Origin of the sequence: Streptomyces sp. NPDC090994, from assembly GCF_044768905.1 — a bacterium.
Classification (GTDB): domain Bacteria; phylum Actinomycetota; class Actinomycetes; order Streptomycetales; family Streptomycetaceae; genus Streptomyces.
In genome coordinates, this window is sequence record NZ_JBIVWS010000017.1 from 129,588 (window position 1) to 152,021 (window position 22,434).

Genomic DNA, 22,434 nt, shown 5'->3' on the forward strand with positions numbered 1-22,434 from the left:
AGATGAGCAACATGAGCAACCCCTTCGAGGACGAGAACGCCCAGTACCTGGCCCTTGTCAACGACGAGAACCAGTACTCGCTGTGGCCGGTGTCGATCGACGTCCCGCAGGGCTGGAGCACGGCGCACGGCCCGGCCGGCCGCCAGGAATGCCTGGAGCACATCGAGCGGAACTGGACCGACATGCGCCCCGCCGGCCTGGTCGCGGCCATGAGGGAGGCGTAGCCGACGGGCCCCAGGGGGCCGGTCCCGGAGCCGTCCGGGACCGGCCCCCTGACCGTGTTTCCCCACCGTGGGGCGACCGGAGACCCTGTATCGGGACGGTGCGGGCCCGTGCGGCACAGCGGTCAGGTCCGTGCCGCACGGGCGGTCAGGTGGCCCGGCCGCCGGGGGTGGCGGGGGCGGCGGGGGCGGCGCCCGGTGTACCCGGTGTACCCGGTGTGCCGGGCGTGGTGATACGGGTGACGGCTTCCAGGGTCAGGGCCCGGTCGTGGGGGTGCTGGGCGAGCGCACGGTGGAGGGTCAGGCCCTCGATGAGCGCGTCCAGTTGCCGGGCGGTGTCCGGGTCGAAGTGCTTCTCCAGGTGGACGCGGCTGCGGGCCATCCACGTGTGGGTGAGTTCCCGGTAGGCGGGGCGCCGGGCGGCGAGGGTGTACAGCTCCTGGGTGAGGACGAGGTCGCGTCGGCTGCCCTCCGACAGGACGTGGATCAGGTCGGTCACCGCCGCCCTGGCCTGGTCGCGGTCGGCCGGGGCGCCGAGATGGGCGTCGAAGAGTTCGACGATGTGGTCGGTGAACCGGCGGAACGCCTCACTCAGCAGGCGGTCCATGCCGTCGAAGTGGTAGGTCATCGACCCCAGGGGCACGCCGGCGCGCGCGGCGATCTTCCGGTGGGAGACGCCGGCGACCCCCTCGTCGGCGATGAGGTCGAGGGTCGCGGCGAGGATGCGTTCGCGGCGCTGGGGGTCGGTGTGTCCGGTGGCCATGGCGGCAGACTCACAGACTCCGGACCACGCGGGCGGGATTGCCGACGGCGACGACGTCCGCGGGGACGTCCTCGGTGACGACGGCGCCGGCGCCGATGACGGAGTTGTCCCCGATGGTCACGCCGGGCAGCACGATCGCGCCGCCGCCGAGCCACACGTTGTCGCCGATGGTGATCGGCCGGGCGGCCTCCAGCTTGTCGCGGCGGGGCCCCGGCTCCAGCGGGTGGGTCGGGGTGAGCAACTGGACGTTCGGCCCGATCTGGCAGTCGGCGCCGATGGTGACGGCGGCGACGTCCAGGGCGGTGAGGTGGTAGTTGACGAAGGTACGGGCACCGATCGTGATGTTGCTGCCGTAGTCGACGTACAGGGGCGGCCGTACGTGTGCCTCCTCGCCGAGTGCGCCGAGCAGTTCGGCGAGGAGCGGACGGGCCGCGTCGGCGTCCTCGGCATAGGCGGCCTGGTAACGGGCGGCCAGGTGTACGGCCCGCTGCTGACGGCGGGCGATCTCCGGGTCGTCGGCGATGTAGAGGTCGCCCGCCCGCATGCGTTCCAGGTTGCTGCGCGGGTCGCCCGCGAAGTGGTCCGTCGTCGGCATGGGTGCGAGCGTACACCGTGAGAGCGTACGAACGTACCTTCCGGTACGAGGTGTACCGGAGCGCGCTCAGCGCTCGCGTGGCCGCAGCACCCCGGCGAACAGCACCACGAGGACCCCGGCCAGCGGGACCACCAGCAGATCCAGCCGCAGGCCGACGACGGGAAGGGAGAGCAGGAAGCCCAGGCGCATGAGCCAGGAGACGACCGTCAGCCCCGAGCCGGGTCTGAGGCCGGGCGGCGCGTCGGCCTCGTGCATCGAGGCGGGTACGAGGGTGGCGACACCGAACCCGGCGGCGGCGAAGCCGGCGGCCCAGGAGTTCCCGGCGTCCTCGACGAGGGTGCCGGCGGTGGCGATCAGGACGAGGGCGGTCAGCACGTAGGCGGTACGGCGGGCGGTGCCCGGCTGCCCTGGGTCACCTGCCTGCGCACCTACGACGCCCCGGCCGTACGCCGGCTCGGCATGCTCGGCATCGAGCCGCACGCCGAAGTCTCCGTCGACAGCTTTCAGTTGCTGCCCTTGATGGTGGCCGGCACCCGCCGTATCGCCCTGGTCCAGGCCAGGCCGGCCCGGCTGCTGACCCCGCTGGCCGCCGTACGGACCGTGGAGCCGCCGTGCGGGTCGGTGCCGTTGCGGGAGGCGCTGTGGTGGCACCCGGTGCAGACCCATGACGCGGTCCACGTCCGGCTGTGCGAGACGGCCGCCCGGGTCGGACGGCTGCCGGCCGACGTGCCCCAGGGATGATCACGCGCCCTCGCCCCGGGCCGATCTTGCTGCGAGGATCGGGCAGATGACGACCCGACAGCCCTGGCCCCTCGACGTCCCCGGCATCGCCTACGGCGGTGACTACAACCCCGAGCAATGGCCCCTGGACATCCAACTGGAGGACATCGAGCTGATGCGCGAGGCGGGCGTCAGCCTGCTCAGCGTCGGCATCTTCTCCTGGGCCCTGCTCGAACCGCGCGAGGGCGTCCACGACTTCGCCTGGCTCGACCAGGTCCTGGACCGGCTGCACGCGGCCGGCATCCGCGTCGCCCTCGCCACCGCCACGGCCTCACCGCCGCCCTGGCTGACCCGCGCGCACCCGGAGATCCTGCCCCGCACCGCCGAGGGCACCGTGCTGCACCAGGGCGCCCGCCAGTCGTACGCCATCGCCTCACCGGTCTTCCGCGCGTACGCGCTGCGCATGACCCGCACCATGGCCGAGCGCTACGGCGACCACCCCGCCCTCGCGCTGTGGCACGTGGACAACGAACTGGGCTGCCACGTCCCGCACGACTACTCCGACGCCTCGGCCACCGCGTTCCGCGCCTGGCTGGAGAAGCGCTACGGCACCGTCGACGCCCTCAACACGGCCTGGGGAACCGCCTTCTGGTCCCAGCGCTACGACACCTTCGACGAGGTCCTGCCGCCGCTGGCCGCGCCGACCTTCGTCAACCCCACCCAGCGGCTCGACTTCGCGCGCTTCTCCTCCGACGAGCACCTGGCCCACTACCGGGCGCTGCGCGACGTACTGCGCCAGGTCACCCCGCACGTGCCCACGACCACCAACTTCATGATGAACACCCGCAACAAGTGGGTGGACTACTTCTCCTGGACCGCCGACATGGACGTGGTGGCCAACGACCACTACCTGATCGCCGCGGACCCCGAGGCGCACATCGAACTCGCCCTCTCCGCCGACCTCAGCCGCGGCGTCGCGGGCGGCGCCCCCTGGATGCTCATGGAACACTCCACGTCCGCGGTCAACTGGCAGCCCCGCAACCGGCCGAAGGGCCCCGGCGAGATGTTCCGCAACTCCCTCGCCCATGTGGCGCGCGGCGCCGACGCGGTGATGTTCTTCCAGTGGCGGCAGTCCCTGGCCGGCGCGGAGAAGTACCACTCGGCGATGGTCCCGCACGCCGGCCGGGACACCGACGTGTTCCGCGACACCGTCGAACTCGGCCGGCGCCTGAAGGCCCTGGCCGAGGTGCGCGGCAGCCGGGTGCACGCCGACGTCGCCCTGGTCTTCGACTATCCGTCCTGGTGGGCCGCCGAACAGGACGGCCGGCCCACCGAGGCCCTCGACTACCAGAGCGAGCTGCTGCGCTGGTACCGGGCGCTGTGGGAGCTGGGCGTGACGGCCGACGTGGTCTCCGCCGACACCGCCCTCGACGGCTACCGCGCCGTGATCGCGCCGACCCTCTACAGCGTCACGGACGCGGTCGCCGAACGGATCACCGCCGCCGCCGAAGCGGGCACCTCGGTGCTGCTCACCTTCCTCAGCGGCATCGTCGACGAGCACGACCACGTACGGCCGGGCGGCTACCCGGGTGCGTTCCGGGAGCTGCTGGGCGTGCGCACCGAGGAGTTCTGGCCGCTCCAGGACGGCGAGACCCACGCCCTCGACGACGGCTCCACCGCCGACCTGTGGAGCGAGAAGACCCACCTGACGGGCGCCACCGCCGTGCGCACCTGGGCGGACGGACCGCTCGCCGGCCGTCCGGCGGTGACCCGCAGGGCGGTGGGGCGGGGCGCGGCGTGGTACGTCGCCGCGCGGCCGGACGGGGAAGGCGTGCGGCGGCTGGTCCGCTCGCTGCTGGACGAGGCGGGCGTGGCTCCGGAACTGCCGGGGCTGCCCGCCGGCGTCGAGGCGGTACGCCGCCACCGGCCGGACGGCACCCGCTTCCTCTTCCTCATCAACCACACCGGACTGGACGTCGAGGTCCCGGTCCGCGGCCGGGAACTGATCCGGGACCGGGACCTGACCGGCCACCTCGCCCTGCCGGGAGGCGAGGTCGCCGTCGTGCGGGAGGACTGAGCGTCGCCGTCGTGCGGGTGGACCGGGGGTGACTGTCGTGCGGGTGGACCGGCGGTAGCCGGCGCGCGGGAGGACCGGGGTCACCGTCGGGGCGGCTGCGGCGTGCCTGGGCGTCCGGGCGACATATCCGATATATCACTGTCGGGTGTCCTGTCCTCGCGCCGTCGCCGTTCCCGTCCCCGCGGGCGGACCCGTATGACCGCGCTGGTCCTGTGCCACTTCGCGCTCGCGCTGTGCGCCGCGCCGCTCGTGCGGTGGTGCGGGGCCCGTGCCTTCCTGGTACTGGCCCTGCCGCCCGCCGCCGCCACCGTCTGGGCGGCCCTCCGGTGGAGCACGGTGACCGAGGGCGGCGCCGACACCACCGCAGCGACCTGGCTGCCCGACTACCGCGTGGACTGGGCGCTGCGCCTGGACGCCCTCGCCGCACTCATGGTGCTGCTCGCCGCCGGCGTCGGCACCCTGGTCCTCGTCTACTGCGCCTCCTACTTCGAGGACCGCGCGCCCCAGCTCGGCCGCTTCGCGGGCAGCCTGCTCGCCTTCGCCGGGGCGATGCTCGGACTGGTCCTCGCCGACGACCTGATCCTGCTCTACGTCTTCTGGGAACTGACGACCGTCTTCTCGTACCTGCTGATCGGCCAGACCAGCGACCGCAAACGCAACCGGCGCAGCGCCCTGCAAGCCCTCACGGTCACCACCCTCGGCGGACTGACCATGCTGGTCGGGTTCCTGCTGCTGGGGCAGGAGGCGGGCACCTTCCGGATCTCCGCGATCCTCGCCGACCCGCCGCCCGCCTCCGGCGCGCTGTCCACGGCCGTCGTGCTGATCCTCGTCGGCGCCCTCACCAAGTCGGCGGTCTGGCCGTTCAGCCTGTGGCTGCCCAACGCGATGGCCGCGCCCACCCCGGTCAGCGCCTATCTGCACGCCGCCGCGATGGTCAAGGCCGGCGTCTACCTCATCGCCCGGCTCGCCCCCGCCTTCGCGGAGGTCACGCCCTGGCGCCCGCTGCTGCTGGTCCTCGGCAGCGCCACGATGCTGCTCGGCGGCTGGCGGGCGCTGCGCCTGCACGACCTCAAACTGGTCCTCGCCCACGGCACCGTCAGCCAGCTCGGCTTCCTCACCGTCCTCACCGGCGCGGGCCGCCACGACACCGGCCTCGCCGCCACCGCCATGATCCTCGGCCACGCCCTGTTCAAGGCACCGCTGTTCCTGGTCACCGGCATCGTCGACCACGCCACCGGCACCCGTGACCTGCGGCGCCTGTCCGGGCTGGGGCGGCGGCTGCCCGGGGTGTGCGCGGTCGCCGTCCTCGCCGGGCTGTCCATGGCCGCCGTACCGCCGCTGCTCGGCTTCGCCGCGAAGGAGGCCGCCTTCCAGAGCTTGCTGGACGGGGACACCGCCGACCGGTGGGCGCTGGCCGCGATCGTCGCCGGCTCGGCGCTGACCACCGCCTACACCCTGCGCTACCTGTGGGGCGCCTTCGCCCGCAAGCCCGGCCTCCCCGACACCCGCGCCCACGCCGTCGCGCCGGCCTTCCTCGCGCCGCCCGCCGTGCTCGCCCTCGCCGGACTGCTCCTCGGCCCCGAAGCGGGGTGGCTGCAAGGGCTCTCCGGTGCGTACGCCGGGCAGTTCCCCGCGCCCGCGCACCCGTACCACCTCGCGCTCTGGCACGGCGCGGGGCTCGCCTTCCTGCTCTCCTGCGCCGCCTGGGCCGGCGGGGTCCTGCTGTTCCTCGCCGCCGCCCCCGTCGTGCGCGTCGGGGAGAGACTGGCCTGGCGCTCCGCCGACCGGAACTTCGGCAGGCTGCTGCTCGCCCTGGAACGGACCGCCCTGCAGTGCACCGGCTTCGTCCAGCGCGGCTCGCTGTCGGTGTACCTGGTCACGACCCTGAGCGTGGTGCTGGCCGGGCAGATCGCCGTCCTCGTCGTCGACGCGCCCTGGGACGCGACCCCCGCCCCGCGCCCGTGGGACACCCCCGCGCAGGCCGCGGCCGGGCTCATGACCTGCGCCGTCGCCCTGCTCTGCCTGGGGGTGCGGCGCCGGATGAAGGCGGTCGTGCTCGCCGGGCTGACCGGTTACGGCACCGCACTGCTCTTCGTCCTCCAGGGCGCCCCCGACCTCGCCCTCACCCAGTTCTGCGTCGAGACCGTCTCGATGATCGTCTTCGTGCTGGTGCTGCGCCGGATGCCCGTGCTCTTCGAGGAGAACTTCGTCCCGCTGCGGCGTCTGCTGCGGATGCCGGTGGCGCTGGCGGGCGGCGCCGCCGTCGCCTTCGTCGTCTGGATCATGGCCGGGCACCGCCGGGGCGGCGACTCCGCCGGGGACGCCATGGTCGAGGAGGTCGCCCACCACGGCCTCAAGGACGTCGTCGCCACCATTCTCGTGGACCTGCGGGCCTGGGACACCATGGGAGAGTCCGCCGTACTGGCCGTCGCCGCCGTCGGCGTGACCAGCCTGATCTACCTGCACCGCCGCACCGACGGCGGCGACCAGCCCGTGCTGCCACTGCCCGGCGACCACCCGGAGGCCGCCCTGCGCACCGACGGCAGCGTGGCCTCGGGCGCCCTCGTGGGCCTGCCCAGCGGTGACGAGAGCGCGCCGGAACGGACCTGGCTCGCGGCCGGCGACACCCTCGCCCCCGAGCGCCGCTCCATCGTGCTCGAAGTGGTCGCCCGCCTCATCTACCACCCCATCCTCGTCCTCTCCGTCTACCTGCTGATGTGCGCGGAGAACCTGCCGGGCGGCGGCTTCGTCGCCGGTCTGGTCGCCGGGGTCGCCTTCATCACCCGCTACCTCGCGGGCGGACGGCACGAACTCGCCGACGCCGCGCCCTTCGCGCCCGGCCTGTTCACCGGCCTCGGCCTGTTCCTCTCCGCGGGCGTGGCACTCGGCGGCCTCGCCGAGGGCACCGTGCTGCACGGCTGGACCTGGCACGGCCGGCTGCCGGTGTGGGGCGACGCCCACCTGTCCACCGCCGTCCTCTTCGACTGCGGCGTCTACCTGCTGGTCCTCGGCGTCGTCCTGGACATCGTGCGCGCCCTCGGCGCCCGCATCGACCGGCACATCGAACGGGCCGCCGCCCAGCGCGCCGCACGGCGAGGGGCGGACCCGGCATGACCGTCAGCCTCTCCCTGCTGGTGACCGCCGCGGTCCTCAGCGCCGCCGGCGGCGTCCTGCTGCTGACCCGGTCGCTGACCCGCATCCTGCTCGGCGCCGTCGTCCTCGGCAACGGCGTCAACCTGCTGGTGCTCGCCTCGACCGGCAGCGCCGGCGAGGCCCCGCTGCTCTACCCGAACGTCATCCGCAACCGCGTCACCGACCCGCTGCCCCAGGCCATCGCGCTCACCGCCATCGTCATCACCCTCGCCACCACCGCGTTCCTGCTCTCCATGGCCTACCGCAGTCACCAGGTCACCGGCTCCGACGAGATCAGCGACGACACCGAGGACCGGCTGGTCGCGCTGCGCGCCGAGTTCCTGGACCGGCGCGGCGAACTGCGGGCGAGCTACCGCCGGGCCCGTGCCGAGCGCGGCACCACCCGCGAGCAGCGCGAGCGCTACCGGGCCGCGCGCAGGCGGCTGCGGGAGCGGATGCGGGAGGAGCGGGCCTACCAGGCACGCGCCAACGACGTCTCCGGGAACCTGTGGAACGACATCCTCGGCGCCGACCCGGAGGACTACCGCGCGGGCGCGGAACAGGGCGCCACCGACGCGGTCGGCCGCCCCGGCCCCGCCCCCGCCCGCGACGCCGGCCCCTGCAACGACCCCGGTGAGACCGGCCACGAACCCGACGAGGAGTCCGGGGAGTCCGGGGAGTCCGGGGACCCGGCGCAGGGTCCCGACCAGCCCGACGACCCCGAGGGCGCGGGCGAGGAAGGATCGCCGTGAACGCTCTGGTCCCCCTCCCCGTGCTGCTGCCCCTGTTCGTCACCGGCCTGAAGCTGGCCATCGGCCCGCGGCTCCAGCGCTTCCAGCGCCTGATCAGCCTCGCCGTGCTCGGCGTGGTCTTCGTGCTCTCCGTAACCCTGATGATCGCCGCAGACCGGCAGGGCCCGCTCCACGTCGACCTCGGCGACTTCCCCCCGCCGCTCGGCATCACCCTCGTGGCCGACCGCCTCGCCGGCCTGATGCTCACCGTCTCCAGCGCCGTCACCCTGCTCGTCCACCTGTACTCGCTGGGCCAGGGCATGGCCGACCGCGACGACCAGACCCCGTTCGGTGTCTTCCACCCCGCCTACCTGATCCTGGTCGCCGGCGTCTCGTGCACGTTCCTCGCGGGCGACCTCGTCAACCTCTACGTCGGCTTCGAGATCATGCTCGTGGCCAGCTTCGTGCTGCTCACCATCGGCGGCACCGCCACCCGCATCCGGGCCGGCTCCACGTACGTGATCATCTCCCTCTTCTCCTCCCTGCTGTTCCTCGTCGGCATCGCCATGACCTACGCGGTCGCCGGCACCGTCAACTTCGCGCAGCTCGCCGGACGCCTCCAGGAGGTGCCGATCGGGGTCCGCACCCTGCTGGAGGCCATGCTGCTGACCGTGTTCGCCATCAAGGCGGCCGTCTTCCCGCTCGCCGCCTGGCTGCCCGACTCCTACCCGACCGCGCCCGCCCCGGTCACCGCCGTCTTCGCCGGCCTGCTCACCAAGGTCGGCGTCTACTCGATGCTGCGCACCCAGACCCTGCTCTTCCCCGGGCACCGCCTCGGCGACCTGCTGATGCTGGCGGCGCTCGCCTCGATGGCCGTCGGCATCCTCGGCGCGGTCGCCCAGACCGACCTCAAACGCGTCCTGTCCTTCACCCTCATCAGCCACATCGGCTACATGGTCTTCGGCATCGGCCTCGCCGGGCGCGATTCGCTCAGCGGTGCCATCGTCTACGTCGCCCACCACATCACCGTGCAGACCACCCTGTTCCTCGTCGCCGGGCTCGTCGAGCGGCGGGCCGGCAGCACCGAACTCACCCGCCTCGGCGGCCTCGCCAAGTCGGCGCCGCTGCTGGCCGTGCTGTTCTTCGTGCCGGCCATGAACCTCGCGGGCATCCCGCCGCTGTCCGGGTTCATCGGCAAGGTCGGCCTGATGCGGGCGGGTGTCGCGGACGGCGGCGGCTGGGCCTGGCTGCTGGTCGCCTCCTCCGCAGCCACCAGCCTGCTCACCCTCTACGTGATGGCCAAGGTGTGGAATCTGGCCTTCTGGCGGGACGCCCCGCCCGGCTTCGCGCAGGAGGGCGTCGTCCTGGAGTCGGCGGAGGACGACGAGGACACGGACGACGACGAGGAGAGGCCCCGGCGCGGACGGGGGAGGGGCAGGGCCGGAGCGGGAGCCGGAGCCAGAGCCGGTTCCGGGGCCCGGCGGCACGTCCCCGCCGGGGCCGTGGTCCCCGCGAGCTTCCTGGGACAGTCCATCACCACCACCAAGCACCTGCCGTGGCCCATGGTCGTCGCCACCTGCGCCGCCGTCACCCTCGGTCTGCTCTACACCGTGCTCGGCGGCCCCCTGACCACCTTCACCGACCACGCCGCCGCCGAACTCCTCGCCCGCACCCCCTACATCGAGGCGGTGCTCGGCCGATGAGCGACCTCTTCCGCCACCGCTCCCCGTACAGCTGGTCCCTGCGCGTCGGCACCGGCCGGCGCGTGCTCGACCTGCCGCTCATCGCCTGGCTCACCGTCATCTGGACGCTGCTGTGGGGCACCCTGTCCTGGGCCAACCTCGTCAACGGCGTCCTCGTCGCGGTCGCCGTCTGCCTCGCCTTCCCGCTGCCCGCCGTCGACCTGGGGCTGCGCCTGCGCCCGCTGGGCATCCTCCGGCTCGGCGCCTTCCTGCTCCACGACATGTTCTCCTCCAGCCTCCGGGTCACCCGCCAGATCTTCGCCGAGGACCCGTACCACGCGGCGGTCGTCGCCGTCCCGCTGCGCGGCCGCAGCGACCTGATGCTCACCGCCACCGCCGTCGCCGTCTCCAACGTCCCCGGCGGCTCGATCATCGAGCTGCGGCGCGCGACCGCCACCCTGTTCGTCCACGTCCTGGACGCCGACGACCCCGGCGCGATCGAGAGCGCCAGGCGGCAGGTGTGGCGCGTGGAGGAACTCGTCGCCCGCGCCTTCGGCACCGCCGGGGACATCGCCCTCGTCGCCCGGCCCGTACCGGCACCGGAAGGGGACCAGTCGCCGTGAACACCCTGCACGCCGTCGAGGAGGGCATGCTCGTCGCCTCGGTCGTGATGATCCTGATCGCGGGCGCCCTGCTGCTGTTCCGCATCTGGCGGGGGCCCTCGATGCTGGACCGGGCGGTCGCCCTGGACGTGGCCGCCGCGCTGATCATCGCCGGCATCGGCGCCAAGGCCGCCCACGACGGCGACGCGTTCTACTTCCCCGTCATGCTGGTCCTGGCCTTCCTCGGCTTCACCGGCTCGGTGGGCATCGCCCGGTTCATCGCCGTACGCGACCGGCCCACCGTCCGGCCGGACGGCACGGAGGACCACCGGTGAACGCCGTACACGCCGCGGGCGCCGTGCATCCCTGGGCCGAGGCCGCCGACCTCGTCGGCGCGTTCCTGCTGCTGCTCGGCTGCTTCCAGAGCCTGCTCGGCGTGATCGGCATGCTCCGCTTCCCCGACGTGCTCTCCCGCAGCCACGCCGCGACCAAGCCGCAGACCCTCGGCCTGCTGCTGGTCCTGGCCGGTGTGGCGCTGCGGCTGCGCAACGGCATCGACCTGGGCACCCTGGCGCTGATCGCGTTCTTCCAGTTCCTGACCGGCCCGGTCGCCTCGCACCTGGTGGCCCGCTCCGCCTACCGCACCGGGCAGACCGGCAGCCGGGGCCTGCTCCGCGACGACCTGGACCCCCAGCTCAGTCACGAGGACGGCGACTGACTCACGACCGGCGGCGGTTGCCCTCCATGACCTCCACCAGCCGCCGCAGCGCCCCGAGGACCCACTCCCGGTCCGCCCCGAGCCCCGCCAGCAGCTCCCCCTCGGTGGCCAGTTGCCGGGGAAAGAGGTCGTCCACCGTCCGCGCGCCCTCCTCGGTGATGGTCACCAGCACCGAACGCCGGTCGGCCGGGTTCGGCGTACGCGCGATCAGGCCCCGCTTCTCCAGCTTGGCCAGCGTCTTGCTGACCCCCGCCGGCGACAGGCCCAGGCGTTCGGCGAGCCGGCGGGCGATGACCGGCCGGGTGGCGTGCCGCAGCGGCACCAGGGTGCCGATCTCGGCCGGGGTGAGACCGGCACCCTCGTAGAGCGGGTCGAGGGTCTGGTCGAGCAGCCCGACCGCGTGCTTGAGCGCGGCCACGACCTCCATCGGCGAGGTGTCGACTCCCGGGAGCCGGGCCGCCCACTGGGCCCGGGTCTCAGCGGGGGAGGGGAACATGGGACCGCCTCTCACGGGGCAGGAGTATTATGTTAACCGGTGAACTATTGGTTACCGTTGTGCCCATGGTATCGCCGTCCCCCTCACGAACCACCGCGTCCGCCGTCCCGGCCGCCGCCCCCGCCGTGCGCCCCGTCCTGCTGGTCACGGTCCTGGCCGCGCTGACCGCCGTGGCCCCGCTCGCCACCGACATGTACGTGCCGGGCTTCCCCGCCATGGGGGAGGCGCTCGGCACGAGCAGCTCGGCCGTACAGCTGACCATGACGGCGTTCCTCGCCGGCCTGGTCGCCGGGCAGTTGCTGATCGGACCGGTCAGCGACAGCGTCGGCCGCCGCCGGCTGCTCGTCGCGGGCACCGCCGGCTTCGTCGTCTTCTCCGTGCTCTGCGCCGTCGCCCCCGACGTCACCCTGCTGACCGTCGCCCGCTTCCTCCAGGGCGTGGCCGCGGCGGCGGGCATGGTGCTGGCCCGGGCCGTCCTCACCGACCGCTTCCAGGGCGCCGACCTGCCCCGCTACTTCGCGGTCCTCTCCCAGATCATGGGCGTCGCCCCGGTCGCCGCGCCGGTGCTCGGCGGGGCCGTCCTGTCGGTCTCCACCTGGCGCGCGGTCTTCGCCGTCCTCACCGTCATGGGCGTCCTGCTGCTGCTCGCGGTGGTGCGGACCGTCCCCGAGACCCTGCCGCGCGAGCGGCGGCACGGCGGCGGCCTCTCCAGCACCTTCCGCGCCATGGGAGCCCTCCTCGGCGAACGGACCTTCATGGGGTACGTGCTCGTCCTCGCCTGCGTCTCGGCCGCGCTGTTCTCCTACATCAGCGGTTCGAGCTTCGTCTTCGAGGAGATACACGGCGTCTCCTCGACCCTGTACTCCCTGATCTTCGCCACCAACGCCATCGGCATCCTGCTCGCCGGCTTCGTCTTCTCCCGGCTGGCCGGACGGCTGCGGCTGAACACCCTGCTCTCCGCGGGCGTCGGCGTCGTGGTGCTCGGCGCGCTGGCGCAGCTGCTGCTGGTCGTCACCGCGGGGGAGACCCTCGCCGGTACCTGGGCAACGCTGTTCGTGACCTGCTTCGGCATGGGCATGGTCTTCCCCGGCACCATGAGCGTCGGCCAGGCGCTGGCCCGGCACGCCCCGGGAGCGGCCTCCGCGCTGCTCGGCGGGTTCCAGTTCCTCTTCGGTGCCGTCGCCTCGCCGCTGGTCGGGCTCTTCGGGGAGGACAGCTCGCGGCCGATGGCGACGATCATGCTGATCAGCGCCGCCGCGGCGGCCCTCGCCCTCGTGGGACTCGCCCGCCCCTGGCAGGGGCACGGCGAACCGGAGGGCGGCCGGGCCGCCCACTGAGCGTCAGGCCACGCAGCCCACGTGCGCCAGCGCCTGCTTCAGCAGGACGCCGTGACCGCCGGGCATCTCGCTCTGCACCGCCGGTGACAGCGCCTCCTGGGGGCTGAACCAGACCAGGTCCAGCGCGTCCTGCCGGGGCCGGCAGTCGCCGGTCACCGGCACGACGTAGGCGAGGGACACCGCGTGCTGCCGCGGGTCGTGGTACGGGGTGACGCCCTGGGTCGGGAAGTACTCGGCCACCGTGAACGGCTGGAGCGAGGCCGGGACCCGGGGCAGCGCCACCGGGCCGAGGTCCTTCTCCAGGTGGCGCAGCAGGGCGTCGCGGACCCGCTCGTGGTGCAGTACCCGGCCCGAGACCAGGGTCCGGCTGACCGTTCCGTCGGGGCCGATGCGCAACAGCAGGCCGACGCTGGTGACTTCGCCGCTGTCGTCGACCCGCACGGGCACGGCCTCGACGTACAGGATGGGCATGCGGGCGCGCGCGGATTCGAGCTCGTCGGTCGTCAGCCAGCCCGGCGTGGTTTCGGTCATGTCAGACATCGCTTGATCATACTTTCAGCGCCCGCCGCCGGGGAGTACGTCACGCCGAGAGCTTGCCCGGCGTACATCACCCGGCCCGCTGCCGGACGTCCTCCGCCACCTTCTCGTCCACCGACGCCCGGACCAGCGCGGCGGCGAGCACCGCCGGGTCCGTCGTCCCGGCGGCGGCCAGCAGGCGGCCGGGGTCCGTGGGCAGCCCCAGGCGTTCCGCGCCCTGCGACGCCTTGCGGTCCAGATACGGCGCGGCCTCCGGCCAGACCCGCTGGACCTCGCGCAGGAAGATGTCGGCGCCGGTCGGCCCGACCCCGGTGAACTCCTGGAGCAGCCGGCGCAGCACGGACACGTCGCCGTCCGCCTCTTCCCGGAGCCGGCGCAGATCCCCGCCCCAGCGGTCGTTGAGCAGCTCGGCCTCCTCGCCGAGCTGGGTGGCGGTGCGTTCGTCGTAGCGCCGGTAGCCGCCCCGGCCCAGCGCGTCCACCCGTTGCCGCCAGGTGGCCTCCGCCATCCGGCGGGCATCCCGCAGCCCCGCCTCGCGCAGGGCGCGGGCGGTGGCCACGGCGACCGAGCCGCGGATGCGGGCGCTGAGCAGATGGGCCAGCACCAGCAGCTGGTAGAGCGGCTGCGGGGTGTCCTTCAGCCGGATGCCCGCCTCCTCGGCGTACGTCCGCCCGTGCGCGCCGACGAGTTCGCGTACGACGCGCGCGTCGCGGTCCACGGCTATCCCTTGAGCGGGTCGTGGCCCAGGGTCATCAGCCGGTGCCGGCGCTCGGTGTCCTCGGCCGCGGGCTCGTTCTCCACGTCCGTCTGCTCGGTGACCGTGTCCACCACCGCCCGCATCACGCCCAGGTCGTCCTCGGTGAGGTCGGTACGGCGTTTCTGGAGGATGGCGAGGACGTGCTGCCCGGTGGGCGATCCCGCCTGGTCCGGCAGCGGCTCGGTCGCCTCGCCGGCGTCGCTGACCCGCAGCCAGGCGGACAGCTCGGCGGAGGTCATGTTCACCACGCGGTGGAAGTCCTCCCACAGCGCGTCGAGTTCCAGGGCGTCGGCCATGAGGTGCCCCTTTTCCGTGGTGCGTGCGTAGGTGCGGGTGTGCGGCGAGGTGGCCGGTCAGTCCTCCTTCGGCCAGTTCTCGGCGTCGAACATCCAGCGCTGCTTCTCCAGTTCGGCGGTGATGGAGATCAGCAGGTCCTGGGTGACCGGGTCGGGCTCGTCGGTGGCCTTGATCCGCTCGCGGAGCCGGGCGATGGCCGCCTCCAGGGTCTCGGTCATCAGCGCGACGGCGTCCTCGTCCCGCACCCAGCCGTCCTTCGGGGACGGCAGCGTGAACGCGGACGCGATCGTCTCCGGGCGGCCGTCGGCCGGCATCCCGAGGGCCGCCGAGCGCTCGGCCACGGTGTCCGCGAACTCCCGGGCCGTCGAGACGACCTCGTCGAGCTGGAGGTGGATCGAGCGGAACCGGGGTCCCACGATGTTCCAGTGCACCTGCTTCCCGATCAGGGAGAGCCCGAGAAGATCCACGAGCGTGCTCTGCAACGCCTCCCAGGTGACCTGGCGGGCCGACTCCGGAATCGTGCTCTTCACGACAGTCATACGGTGCTGCTCCTCGCGGCGTCGATGGTGTGGTCGGGAGCGTGCCGGGCGCCGGACGGCGGCGGTCGCCGGGTCCGGGCGCGGCCCCGCTCGGGGGGACGTGGGGTGCGATGTCCTCCCCGGCGGGGCCTGCGGCCCGACCGCTCCATGGACACCCGTGTGCCCCGGCGGTACCTGCGCAAACAACCGGACGGGTCAGCGGGCGAGCACGCCGTCCAGGAAGGCGGTCAGGTCCGCGAACACCTCGGCGCGGTGCGTCTCCAGGAACACCTCGTGCCGGGCGCCCGGATAGATCCGCTCCGTCAGCTCCCCGCCGGACAGCCGCTCGACGCCGGGGCGGCTGCCGGACAGCGGCACCAGCCGGTCGTCGTCGCCGTGCAGCCACAGCAGCGGGAGCCGCCCGGCGGTGCCGCTGTCGGCCACGGTGTCCAGCGTCCGTACGAACGCCTCCACCGTCGGCCGCTTCATCGGGCCGTGCCACACCAGCGGGTCCGCCGCGTACGCCGCCCCGACCGCCGGGTCCCGGGAGAGCGCGGCCGGGCTGATCGGGGTGTCGGGGATCTCGTCCAGGGCGAGCAGCCGGCGGGGCAGCTCCCAGTCGCCGATCACCGGGCCGGACAGCACCAGCGCGGTGAGGTCCTCGGGATGGCGCTGGGCGTAGCGGGCGGCGATCAGGCCGCCCATGGAGTGTCCGACCAGCACGGCCGGCAGACCCGGGTGGGCGGTCCGGGCCAGTTCCGCCACGGCGCGCACATCGGTGACGACGTCCTCGAAGTCCTCGATCAGCACCCGCTCGCCGTCGGACTTCCCGTGCCCGAGGTGGTCGGGCCCGTACACGGCCGCGCCGTGCGCGCTCAGCACGCCGGCGACCTCCTCGTGGCGGCCGAGGTGCTCGCCGTACCCGTGCGCCAGCAGCGCCACGTACCGGGGGCGCGCGGCGGGCCACTCGTGGACGGCGATCCGCCCCCGGGTTCCGGTCAGGGTGTGCTCACGGGCCTGGGACATCGGTCCTCCGGCTGCGTCGGTGAAGGGTCCTGGAGGGATCTTCCCAGGGAGCGGCCGGGCGGTCTATAGTCCAAAACTAGCAGTGCTAATTAACGGTCGCCGTGGACCGGACCCGACCCGACCCCGCTCGTACGGCCCGTTCCCGACCCTGCAGAGCCGCAAGGAAACGGAGCAACATCCCATGGCAACCCTCTCCGTCGCCGCGATCCTCGCCGAGAACGCCCGGCGCCGCCCGCACAAGGAGGCCCTGGTCGAAGGCGGCCTGCGGCTCACCTTCACCGAGCTGTGGCAGCGCGCCCTCGCCCGCGCCGGGGCACTCGTGGGGCTCGGCGTCCGCCCGGGGGACCGCGTCGCGCTGATGGCGCCCAACACCGCCGAGTTCCCGCAGGCGTACTACGCGATCGCCGCGGCCGGTGGTGTGGTGGTCCCGGTCCACCTGCTGCTGTCGGCCGAGGAGGTCGAGCACGTCCTCAGCGACAGCGGCGCCACCCTGCTGCTGTGCCACCCGGCGCAGGCGGAGACGGGCACCGCGGCGGCCCGCGCGGCCGGGGTGCGGGTCGTCACCCTCGGCCAGGAGTTCGCGGAGCTGGCCGCCGGGGCCGAGCCGCTCACCTCGTACGTCACCCGCGAGGCCGACGACCCCGCCGTCGTCTTCTACACCAGCGGCACCACCGGCGTCCCCAAGGGCGCCGTGCTCAGCCACTTCAACCTGGTGATGAACGCCACCGTCAACGCCTTCGACGCCAACGACATCCGGCCCGACGACATCGCGCTCGGCGCGCTGCCGCTCTTCCACGCCTTCGGGCAGACCGTCTCCATGAACTCCGTCTGGCGGGCCGGGGCCACCCTCGTGCTGCTGCCGAGGTTCGACGCGGCGCGGGCGATCGAGCTGATGGTGCGGGAGAAGGTCGACACCTTCCACGGGGTGCCCACCATGTTCGTCGCCCTCGCCGCCGCGGCGGCCGGGGCCGAGGCGCTGCCCGCCCTGCGGGTGTGCGTCTCGGGCGGCGCCTCGCTGCCGGTCGCCGTGCTGGAGCGGTTCGAAGCGGCGTTCGGCGCCAGGACCTACGAGGGATACGGGCTGTCGGAGACCTCGCCGGCGGCGGCCGTCAACCAGCCGGTGTTCGGCGCCCGGCCCGGCACCATCGGCCACCCCCTGTGGGGCGTCGACGTGGAGATCGCCCGCGCCGAGGTGGAGGGCCGCATCGAACTGCTGCCGACCGGCGAACTCGGCGAGGTCGTCATCCGCGGCCACAACGTCTTCTCCGGCTACCTCGGCCGCCCCGAGGCCACCGCCGAGGCGCTGGTCGACGGCTGGTTCCGCACCGGCGACCTCGGCACCAAGGACGACGAGGGCTTCCTGCGCATCGTCGACCGCAAGAAGGACGTCATCATCCGCGGCGGCTACAACGTCTACCCGCGCGAGGTCGAGGAGGTCCTCGTCCGCCACCCCGGCGTCGCGCAGGTCGCCGTCATCGGACTCCCGGACGACCTGCACGGCGAGGAGGTGTGCGCCGTGGTCGTGCCCGTGCCCGGCGCGAGCCCGGACGCCGCCGGCCTCACCGAGTGGTCCAAGGAGCACCTCGGCCGGCACAAGTACCCGCGCCGCGTGGAGTTCACGGACACGCTGCCGCTCGGCCCCAGCATGAAGGTGCTCAAGCGGGAACTGCGGGTGCGGTACGCCGCCGGTTAGCTGCGCGTGCCACCTTTCCCGGCGGCTGCGCATACCATCTGTCCTCGTAATGGACATGATGACGCACTGGCACCTCACCGGCTGGGAGTTCGCGGCGCTCGCCCTCGCGGCCCTGCTCGTCGGCTTCTCCAAGACGGCCGTGAGCGGCGCCAACACCGTCAGCCTCGCGATCTTCGCGGCGCTGCTGCCCGCCCGCGCCTCCACCGGCGTCCTGCTGCCGGTGCTGATCGCCGGGGACGTGCTGGCCGTGCTCACCTACCGGCGGCACGCGCACTGGCCCACGCTGTGGCGGCTGTTCCCGGCGGTCGGGGCCGGGGTGGTCGCCGGCACCCTCTTCCTGATGTGGGCGGGCGACGGCGCGGTACGGACCTCGATCGGCGTCATCCTGCTGGTGATGGCCGCGGTGACGGTGTGGCGGCGGCGGACGGCCGGGGAGGAGCGGGAGCGGCCGGAGGAAGGGAGCGCCACCCGGACCGGCCGGCTCAAGGCCCGCTCGTACGGCGTCCTGGGCGGCTTCACCACCATGGTCGCCAACGCGGGCGGCCCGGTGATGTCGATGTACCTGCTCTCCGCGGGCTTCCGGAAGCTGGGCTTCCTCGGCACCTCCGCCTTCTTCTTCCTGATCGTCAACGTCTCCAAGCTGCCGTTCAGCGTGGGACTCGGCCTGATCGACGGGTACTCGCTGCTGCTCGACGCCGCGCTCGTCGTGTTCGTGGTGCCCGGCGCGCTGCTCGGCAAGTGGGCGGTGACCCGGATCAACCAGAGGCTCTTCGAGCGGCTCGTCATCGCGGCAACGGTCCTCGGCGGCCTGCAACTGCTGCTGCGGTAGAGCCGGAGGTCAACGGCCCGCCGTCGCGCCGGCCGGCCGCCGTGTCCGCTGCGGCAGCCCGCTGCTCAGGTCCTCCACCAGCAGCCGCTTGGCGATCGCGTCGACCGCCGCCCGGATCTCCGCGTCACCGGGACGGCCGATGTCCCCCGCCACCCGGTCCTCCAGCCACGTCGTCCAGGCCCGCGCGATCACCGCGGCCTCACGGGCGCCCGCCCCGGTGTGCGAGAGCAGCGAACCGTCCCGGGTCAGATACCCCTCCTCCACCATCCGGTCGAACACCGGCAGCAGCACCTCCGGCGGCACCCGGTGACGCGTGGCGATCAGACCGAGACTGGCGTGCCCGACCAGCCGCGTGAACAGCTCGACCTGCATCACCGCCCACGCCCCCGCGACGTCCAGCCGGGTGTCGCTGTCCGCGATGATCCGGCGCGCGGTCTCCAGCCGCGTACCGCCGATGATCTTCCCCACGGACGCTTCGAGCACCCGCCGGGAGTCGGTGTCGTTCGGTGAGGCGAAGCCCTCGCCCAGGTCGGTGGACCCGGCCCGCGCGCTGTCGCGCAACCGCACCTGTCGGAGGAACAGGGCGACGACGAAGCCGAGCCCCGCCACCGGCACCGTCCACAGGAAGACGGTCTGGATGGTGTCCGCGTAGGCACCGATGATCGGCGCGGCCGCCTCGGACGGCAGCCCGTGCACGCCCTCCGGGCTGGTCGCCGCCCGGCCGATGGCGGCCGGATCGGCGGCGCCGGTCGCCGCGGCGGAGGCGATCCCGTCCCGCAGGTTGGGGGTGAGGGAGTTGGCGTAGATCGTGCCGAAGACGGCGGTGCCGAAGGAGGAGCCGAGCGTACGGAAGAAGGTCACGCCCGAGGTGGCGGTGCCCAGCTCGGCGTACTCGACGGTGTTCTGCACGGCGATGACCAGCACCTGCATGCACAGTCCGATGCCGGCGCCGAGCACGAACATGTACAGCGACTCCAGCGCCGCGCCGGTGTCCGGGCCCATCAGGGACATCAGGTACAGGCCGAGCGCCATCACCAGGGCACCGGTGATCGGGAACAGCCGGTACCGTCCCGTCCGGCTGACCACGGTGCCGCTGAGGACGGAGAAGGCGAGCAGCCCGATCACCATCGGCAGCGTCCGCACCCCCGAGACCGTGGCCGAGTCGCCGTCGACGTACTGGAGGTAGCTCGGCAGGTACGTCATCGCCCCGAGCATGGCGAAGCCGACGATGAAGCTGAGGACCGAGCAGACCGTGAACACCGGGTTGGCGAACAGCCGCATCGGCAGCATCGGCTCGGCCGCCCGGCTCTCCGCCCAGCAGAACAGCGCGAGCGCGGCCACCCCGCCGGCGAACAGCCCGATGATCACCGGTGAGCCCCAGGCGTACTGGTTGCCGCCCCAGCTGGTGGCCAGGATCAGCGCGCTGGCGCCGATCGCGACCAGCGCGATGCCCAGATAGTCGATGACCGGCCGGAGCGCCGACCTCACCACCGGAATGGTGCGGGCGGCGGCGAGCACGACCACGACCGCGATGGGGACGTTGACGTAGAACGCCCACCGCCAGGACAGATGGTCGGTGAACAGCCCGCCGAGCAGCGGCCCGACGACCGTGGCCACGCCGAACACGGCCCCGATCGCGCCCTGGTACTTGCCGCGCTCGCGCAGCGGGATCACGTCGGCGATCAGCGCCATCGCGGTCACCATCAGCCCGCCCGCGCCCACCCCCTGCATCGCCCGCCAGACGATCAGCAGGGTCATGTTCGTGGCCAGCCCGCACAGGAACGAACCCACGATGAACACGATCGCCGAGACCTGGAAGACGATCTTGCGTCCGAACAGGTCGCCGAACTTGCCGACCAGCACCGTCGCCACGGTCTCGGCGAGCAGATAGGACGTGACCACCCAGGACATGTGCTCGGCCCCGCCGAGGTCCGAGACGATCGTCGGCAGGGCGGTGCCGACGATCGTCTGGTCCAGGGCGGCGAGCAGCATGCCCAGCACGATCGTGACGAAGACGACGTTGCGCCGCCGCGGGTCCAGTACCGGCGGCTGGGCGGCGGCGGTCCGTGGGCTCTCCTCGGCGACGGTCACACGGACACGATCACACCGCCGGCCGGGTCACGCATGCGGGCCCGGTCCGGCCGGGTGCCCCTGCCCGCTGCCCGGGGCGCGGCGCAGCAGATACGTGTCCATGATCCAGCCCTTGCGCTCCCGGGCCTCGGCGCGCAGCCGCTCGATCCGCGGCGCCGCCTCGGCGACCGGACCGGAGTCGAGGATCTCGTCGGGCGTGCCGAGATAGGCACCCCAGTAGATGTGGACGTCCTGATCGGCGTACTTCCGGAACGCCTGCCGGGCGTCCAGCATCACCACCACGTCGTCCACCCCGTCGGGGAAGCCCTCCTCGGCCAGCCGCCGCCCGGTGGTGATCTGCACCGGCCGGGCGACCCGGTTCAACCCGGTGCGGTGCCGGGCGGCCAGCGCCGAGACACTGCTGATCCCCGGGACGACCTCGTAGCCGAACTCCACCGACCCCCGCTCCAGCACCTCCTCCAGGATGCCCAGCGTGCTGTCGTACAGCGCCGGGTCACCCCACACCAGGAAGGCGCCGGTCTCGTCCTCGCCCAGTTCCTCGGCGATCAGCCGCTCGTAGACGTCGGCGCGGGCGGTGCGCCAGTCCTCGACGGCGGGGGAGTAGGCGCTGCCGCCCGCCGCCCGGTCCCGCTCCGGGTCACGCGCCTCGACGACGCGGTACGTCCCCTGCGGCACGTGTGCCTGGAGCATGTCGTGGCGCAGCCGCGTGAGGTCGGCCTTCACCTCGCCCTTGTCCAGGACGAAGAACACGTCGGTGCCCCGCATCGCCCGCACCGCCTGGAGGGTGAGCTGCTCGGGGTCGCCCGCGCCGATACCGATGACATGGATCTTCCGCACGCCCCGAGTCTGCCGTACGCCCGTTCAGCCGCGCAGCCGGGGTGCGCGTGCCGCCGCGTCCACGGGTATGCCGCCGCGCTCCACGTCCCCGGCCAGCTCCCGCGCCCACCCGGCGACCGAGGCGACGTCGATCCCGTACGGCCGCCGCCGCGCGGCCCCGGCCGCCCACGCCTCGACGGCACCGGCGCCGCGCCGCAGCAGCCGGGGCCCGCCCGTGACGTTGCCGCGGGCCGCGTGCGTCAGCCCCACCGCGAGCTGCGCCAGGCCCCGCCACAGCTCCCGGTCCTCCTTGGGTCCCGACTTCCAGGCGTCCTCGAACACCTCGTGCGCGTGGAACGGCTTCCCCTCGTCCAGCAGCCGCTGCGCCTCCACGACCGTCTCCTCGGGCGCCCGCACCACGCCCTCGGGCTGCCGGGGCACCCCGTCCGCGCCGTACGGCAGGGGCCTGCCCAGCCCGTCCCTCGGCCGGGCGTTGCGCGCCCGGCCCTCGTCGTCGCGGTCCCGGTCCCGGTCGGCGGATGCGCTGTCCATGCGCCGATTGTGCCGCGCCGGCGCCGTTTTCGGGGCACCCCGGGACGTGCGGTAAGGTATTGACCGCGTGATCGCACGGAACGCCGTGCACGACCGCATCGGGACGTGGCGCAGCTTGGTAGCGCACTTGACTGGGGGTCAAGGGGTCGCAGGTTCAAATCCTGTCGTCCCGACTTGAGAGAGTCGCGGGTCAGAGGGCCCGCTGGAGCGATCCGGCGGGCCCTCTGACGCATGTCCCGGGGAC

Annotated in this window: 22 protein-coding genes, 1 tRNA gene and 2 pseudogenes; 13 read left to right on the forward strand and 12 right to left on the reverse strand. The window is 73.2% G+C overall.

Annotation, left to right across the window (positions count from 1 at the left end):
• The first annotated feature begins 11 nt into the window (after positions 1 to 11).
• Positions 12 to 224 (forward strand): MbtH family protein, encoded by a 213-nt coding sequence (locus tag ACIQR3_RS28510; protein ID WP_403543537.1) that lies wholly within the window; start codon positions 12 to 14, stop codon positions 222 to 224.
• Between the two features lie 145 nt (positions 225 to 369).
• Here ACIQR3_RS28510 and ACIQR3_RS28515 read toward each other — a convergent pair whose 3' ends face one another.
• The 3 genes and pseudogenes from ACIQR3_RS28515 to ACIQR3_RS28525 all read right to left on the reverse strand — a co-directional run.
• Positions 370 to 984, reverse strand: coding sequence for a TetR/AcrR family transcriptional regulator (locus tag ACIQR3_RS28515; RefSeq protein ID WP_403543503.1), 615 nt, complete (start codon positions 982 to 984; stop codon positions 370 to 372).
• Positions 985 to 994: 10 nt separating this feature from the next.
• Positions 995 to 1,579, reverse strand: a complete 585-nt coding sequence (locus ACIQR3_RS28520) for a sugar O-acetyltransferase (RefSeq protein ID WP_403543504.1) — start codon at positions 1,577 to 1,579, stop codon at positions 995 to 997.
• 66 nt (positions 1,580 to 1,645) lie between these two features.
• Positions 1,646 to 2,014, reverse strand: a pseudogene (locus ACIQR3_RS28525) (MFS transporter); the annotation flags it as partial.
• On the opposite strand from ACIQR3_RS28525, the pseudogene ACIQR3_RS28530 reads away from it, so the two are divergent.
• The 8 genes and pseudogenes from ACIQR3_RS28530 to mnhG form a co-directional block, all read left to right on the forward strand.
• A pseudogene (locus ACIQR3_RS28530) lies at positions 1,976 to 2,320 on the forward strand (LysR family transcriptional regulator); the annotation flags it as partial. The pseudogenes ACIQR3_RS28525 and ACIQR3_RS28530 sit on opposite strands and share 39 nt — an antisense overlap.
• A 46-nt stretch (positions 2,321 to 2,366) precedes the next feature.
• On the forward strand, positions 2,367 to 4,376 hold the full coding sequence (locus ACIQR3_RS28535; protein ID WP_403543505.1) for a beta-galactosidase: 2,010 nt from the start codon (positions 2,367 to 2,369) through the stop codon (positions 4,374 to 4,376).
• Between the two features lie 195 nt (positions 4,377 to 4,571).
• Positions 4,572 to 7,490 (forward strand): Na+/H+ antiporter subunit A, encoded by a 2,919-nt coding sequence (locus tag ACIQR3_RS28540; RefSeq protein WP_403543506.1) that lies wholly within the window; start codon positions 4,572 to 4,574, stop codon positions 7,488 to 7,490.
• The gene (locus ACIQR3_RS28545; protein ID WP_403543507.1) at positions 7,487 to 8,260 is read left to right on the forward strand and encodes a Na(+)/H(+) antiporter subunit C; all 774 of its coding nucleotides are present in this window, start codon (positions 7,487 to 7,489) and stop codon (positions 8,258 to 8,260) included. The genes ACIQR3_RS28540 and ACIQR3_RS28545 overlap by 4 nt, the downstream gene beginning before the upstream one ends.
• A complete protein-coding gene (locus tag ACIQR3_RS28550; protein ID WP_403543508.1) occupies positions 8,257 to 9,942 on the forward strand; it encodes a Na+/H+ antiporter subunit D in 1,686 nt (561 codons plus the stop codon). Before ACIQR3_RS28545 ends, ACIQR3_RS28550 begins: the two co-directional genes overlap by 4 nt.
• Positions 9,939 to 10,544, forward strand: a complete 606-nt coding sequence (locus ACIQR3_RS28555) for a Na+/H+ antiporter subunit E (protein ID WP_403543509.1) — start codon at positions 9,939 to 9,941, stop codon at positions 10,542 to 10,544. Before ACIQR3_RS28550 ends, ACIQR3_RS28555 begins: the two co-directional genes overlap by 4 nt.
• Before the next feature lie 26 nt (positions 10,545 to 10,570).
• Positions 10,571 to 10,858 (forward strand): monovalent cation/H+ antiporter complex subunit F, encoded by a 288-nt coding sequence (locus ACIQR3_RS28560; protein WP_403543538.1) that lies wholly within the window; start codon positions 10,571 to 10,573, stop codon positions 10,856 to 10,858.
• A 23-nt stretch (positions 10,859 to 10,881) separates the two neighbouring features.
• On the forward strand, positions 10,882 to 11,241 hold the full coding sequence (gene mnhG / locus ACIQR3_RS28565; RefSeq protein WP_215171456.1) for a monovalent cation/H(+) antiporter subunit G: 360 nt from the start codon (positions 10,882 to 10,884) through the stop codon (positions 11,239 to 11,241).
• A gap of 1 nt (position 11,242) precedes the next feature.
• On the opposite strand, the gene ACIQR3_RS28570 is transcribed toward mnhG, so the two are convergent.
• Entirely contained in the window at positions 11,243 to 11,737 is a 495-nt protein-coding gene (locus ACIQR3_RS28570; RefSeq protein WP_403543510.1) for a MarR family winged helix-turn-helix transcriptional regulator, read from the reverse strand.
• Between the two features lie 65 nt (positions 11,738 to 11,802).
• Between ACIQR3_RS28570 and ACIQR3_RS28575 the strand changes: the two genes are divergently transcribed.
• Positions 11,803 to 13,074: a multidrug effflux MFS transporter gene (locus ACIQR3_RS28575; RefSeq protein WP_403543511.1), complete on the forward strand. Its 1,272-nt coding sequence runs from the start codon at positions 11,803 to 11,805 to the stop codon at positions 13,072 to 13,074.
• Between the two features lie 3 nt (positions 13,075 to 13,077).
• On the opposite strand, the gene ACIQR3_RS28580 is transcribed toward ACIQR3_RS28575, so the two are convergent.
• The 5 genes from ACIQR3_RS28580 to ACIQR3_RS28600 all read right to left on the reverse strand — a co-directional run bounded on the left by ACIQR3_RS28580 (position 13,078) and on the right by ACIQR3_RS28600 (position 16,209).
• On the reverse strand, positions 13,078 to 13,605 hold the full coding sequence (locus tag ACIQR3_RS28580; RefSeq protein ID WP_215171454.1) for an NUDIX hydrolase family protein: 528 nt from the start codon (positions 13,603 to 13,605) through the stop codon (positions 13,078 to 13,080).
• Between the two features lie 76 nt (positions 13,606 to 13,681).
• The gene (locus ACIQR3_RS28585) at positions 13,682 to 14,329 is read right to left on the reverse strand and encodes an endonuclease (protein ID WP_403543512.1); all 648 of its coding nucleotides are present in this window, start codon (positions 14,327 to 14,329) and stop codon (positions 13,682 to 13,684) included.
• Between the two features lie 2 nt (positions 14,330 to 14,331).
• Positions 14,332 to 14,664 carry a DUF3140 domain-containing protein gene (locus ACIQR3_RS28590; RefSeq protein ID WP_403543513.1) on the reverse strand — a complete coding sequence of 111 codons (333 nt, stop codon included), beginning with the start codon at positions 14,662 to 14,664 and terminating at the stop codon, positions 14,332 to 14,334.
• Between the two features lie 57 nt (positions 14,665 to 14,721).
• The gene (locus ACIQR3_RS28595; RefSeq protein WP_403543514.1) at positions 14,722 to 15,204 is read right to left on the reverse strand and encodes a Dps family protein; all 483 of its coding nucleotides are present in this window, start codon (positions 15,202 to 15,204) and stop codon (positions 14,722 to 14,724) included.
• Positions 15,205 to 15,399: 195 nt separating this feature from the next.
• A complete protein-coding gene (locus ACIQR3_RS28600; protein ID WP_403543515.1) occupies positions 15,400 to 16,209 on the reverse strand; it encodes a lysophospholipase in 810 nt (269 codons plus the stop codon).
• Positions 16,210 to 16,390: 181 nt separating this feature from the next.
• Between ACIQR3_RS28600 and ACIQR3_RS28605 the strand changes: the two genes are divergently transcribed.
• Both ACIQR3_RS28605 and ACIQR3_RS28610 read left to right on the forward strand, forming a co-directional pair.
• Entirely contained in the window at positions 16,391 to 17,902 is a 1,512-nt protein-coding gene (locus ACIQR3_RS28605) for a long-chain fatty acid--CoA ligase (RefSeq protein ID WP_403543516.1), read from the forward strand.
• 49 nt (positions 17,903 to 17,951) lie between these two features.
• Positions 17,952 to 18,731, forward strand: a complete 780-nt coding sequence (locus ACIQR3_RS28610; protein ID WP_403543517.1) for a sulfite exporter TauE/SafE family protein — start codon at positions 17,952 to 17,954, stop codon at positions 18,729 to 18,731.
• A 9-nt stretch (positions 18,732 to 18,740) separates the two neighbouring features.
• Here ACIQR3_RS28610 and ACIQR3_RS28615 read toward each other — a convergent pair whose 3' ends face one another.
• The 3 genes from ACIQR3_RS28615 to ACIQR3_RS28625 are packed head-to-tail and all read right to left on the reverse strand — an operon-like array spanning position 18,741 to position 22,190.
• Positions 18,741 to 20,822 carry an MDR family MFS transporter gene (locus ACIQR3_RS28615; RefSeq protein ID WP_403543518.1) on the reverse strand — a complete coding sequence of 694 codons (2,082 nt, stop codon included), beginning with the start codon at positions 20,820 to 20,822 and terminating at the stop codon, positions 18,741 to 18,743.
• A gap of 27 nt (positions 20,823 to 20,849) precedes the next feature.
• Complete coding sequence (gene cobF, locus ACIQR3_RS28620; RefSeq protein WP_403543519.1) at positions 20,850 to 21,659, reverse strand: precorrin-6A synthase (deacetylating); 810 nt, start codon at positions 21,657 to 21,659, stop codon at positions 20,850 to 20,852.
• A 24-nt stretch (positions 21,660 to 21,683) separates the two neighbouring features.
• Complete coding sequence (locus tag ACIQR3_RS28625) at positions 21,684 to 22,190, reverse strand: DUF309 domain-containing protein (RefSeq protein WP_403543520.1); 507 nt, start codon at positions 22,188 to 22,190, stop codon at positions 21,684 to 21,686.
• A gap of 99 nt (positions 22,191 to 22,289) precedes the next feature.
• Between ACIQR3_RS28625 and ACIQR3_RS28630 the strand changes: the two genes are divergently transcribed.
• A tRNA-Pro gene (locus ACIQR3_RS28630) sits at positions 22,290 to 22,363 on the forward strand.
• The last annotated feature ends 71 nt before the right edge of the window (positions 22,364 to 22,434 follow it).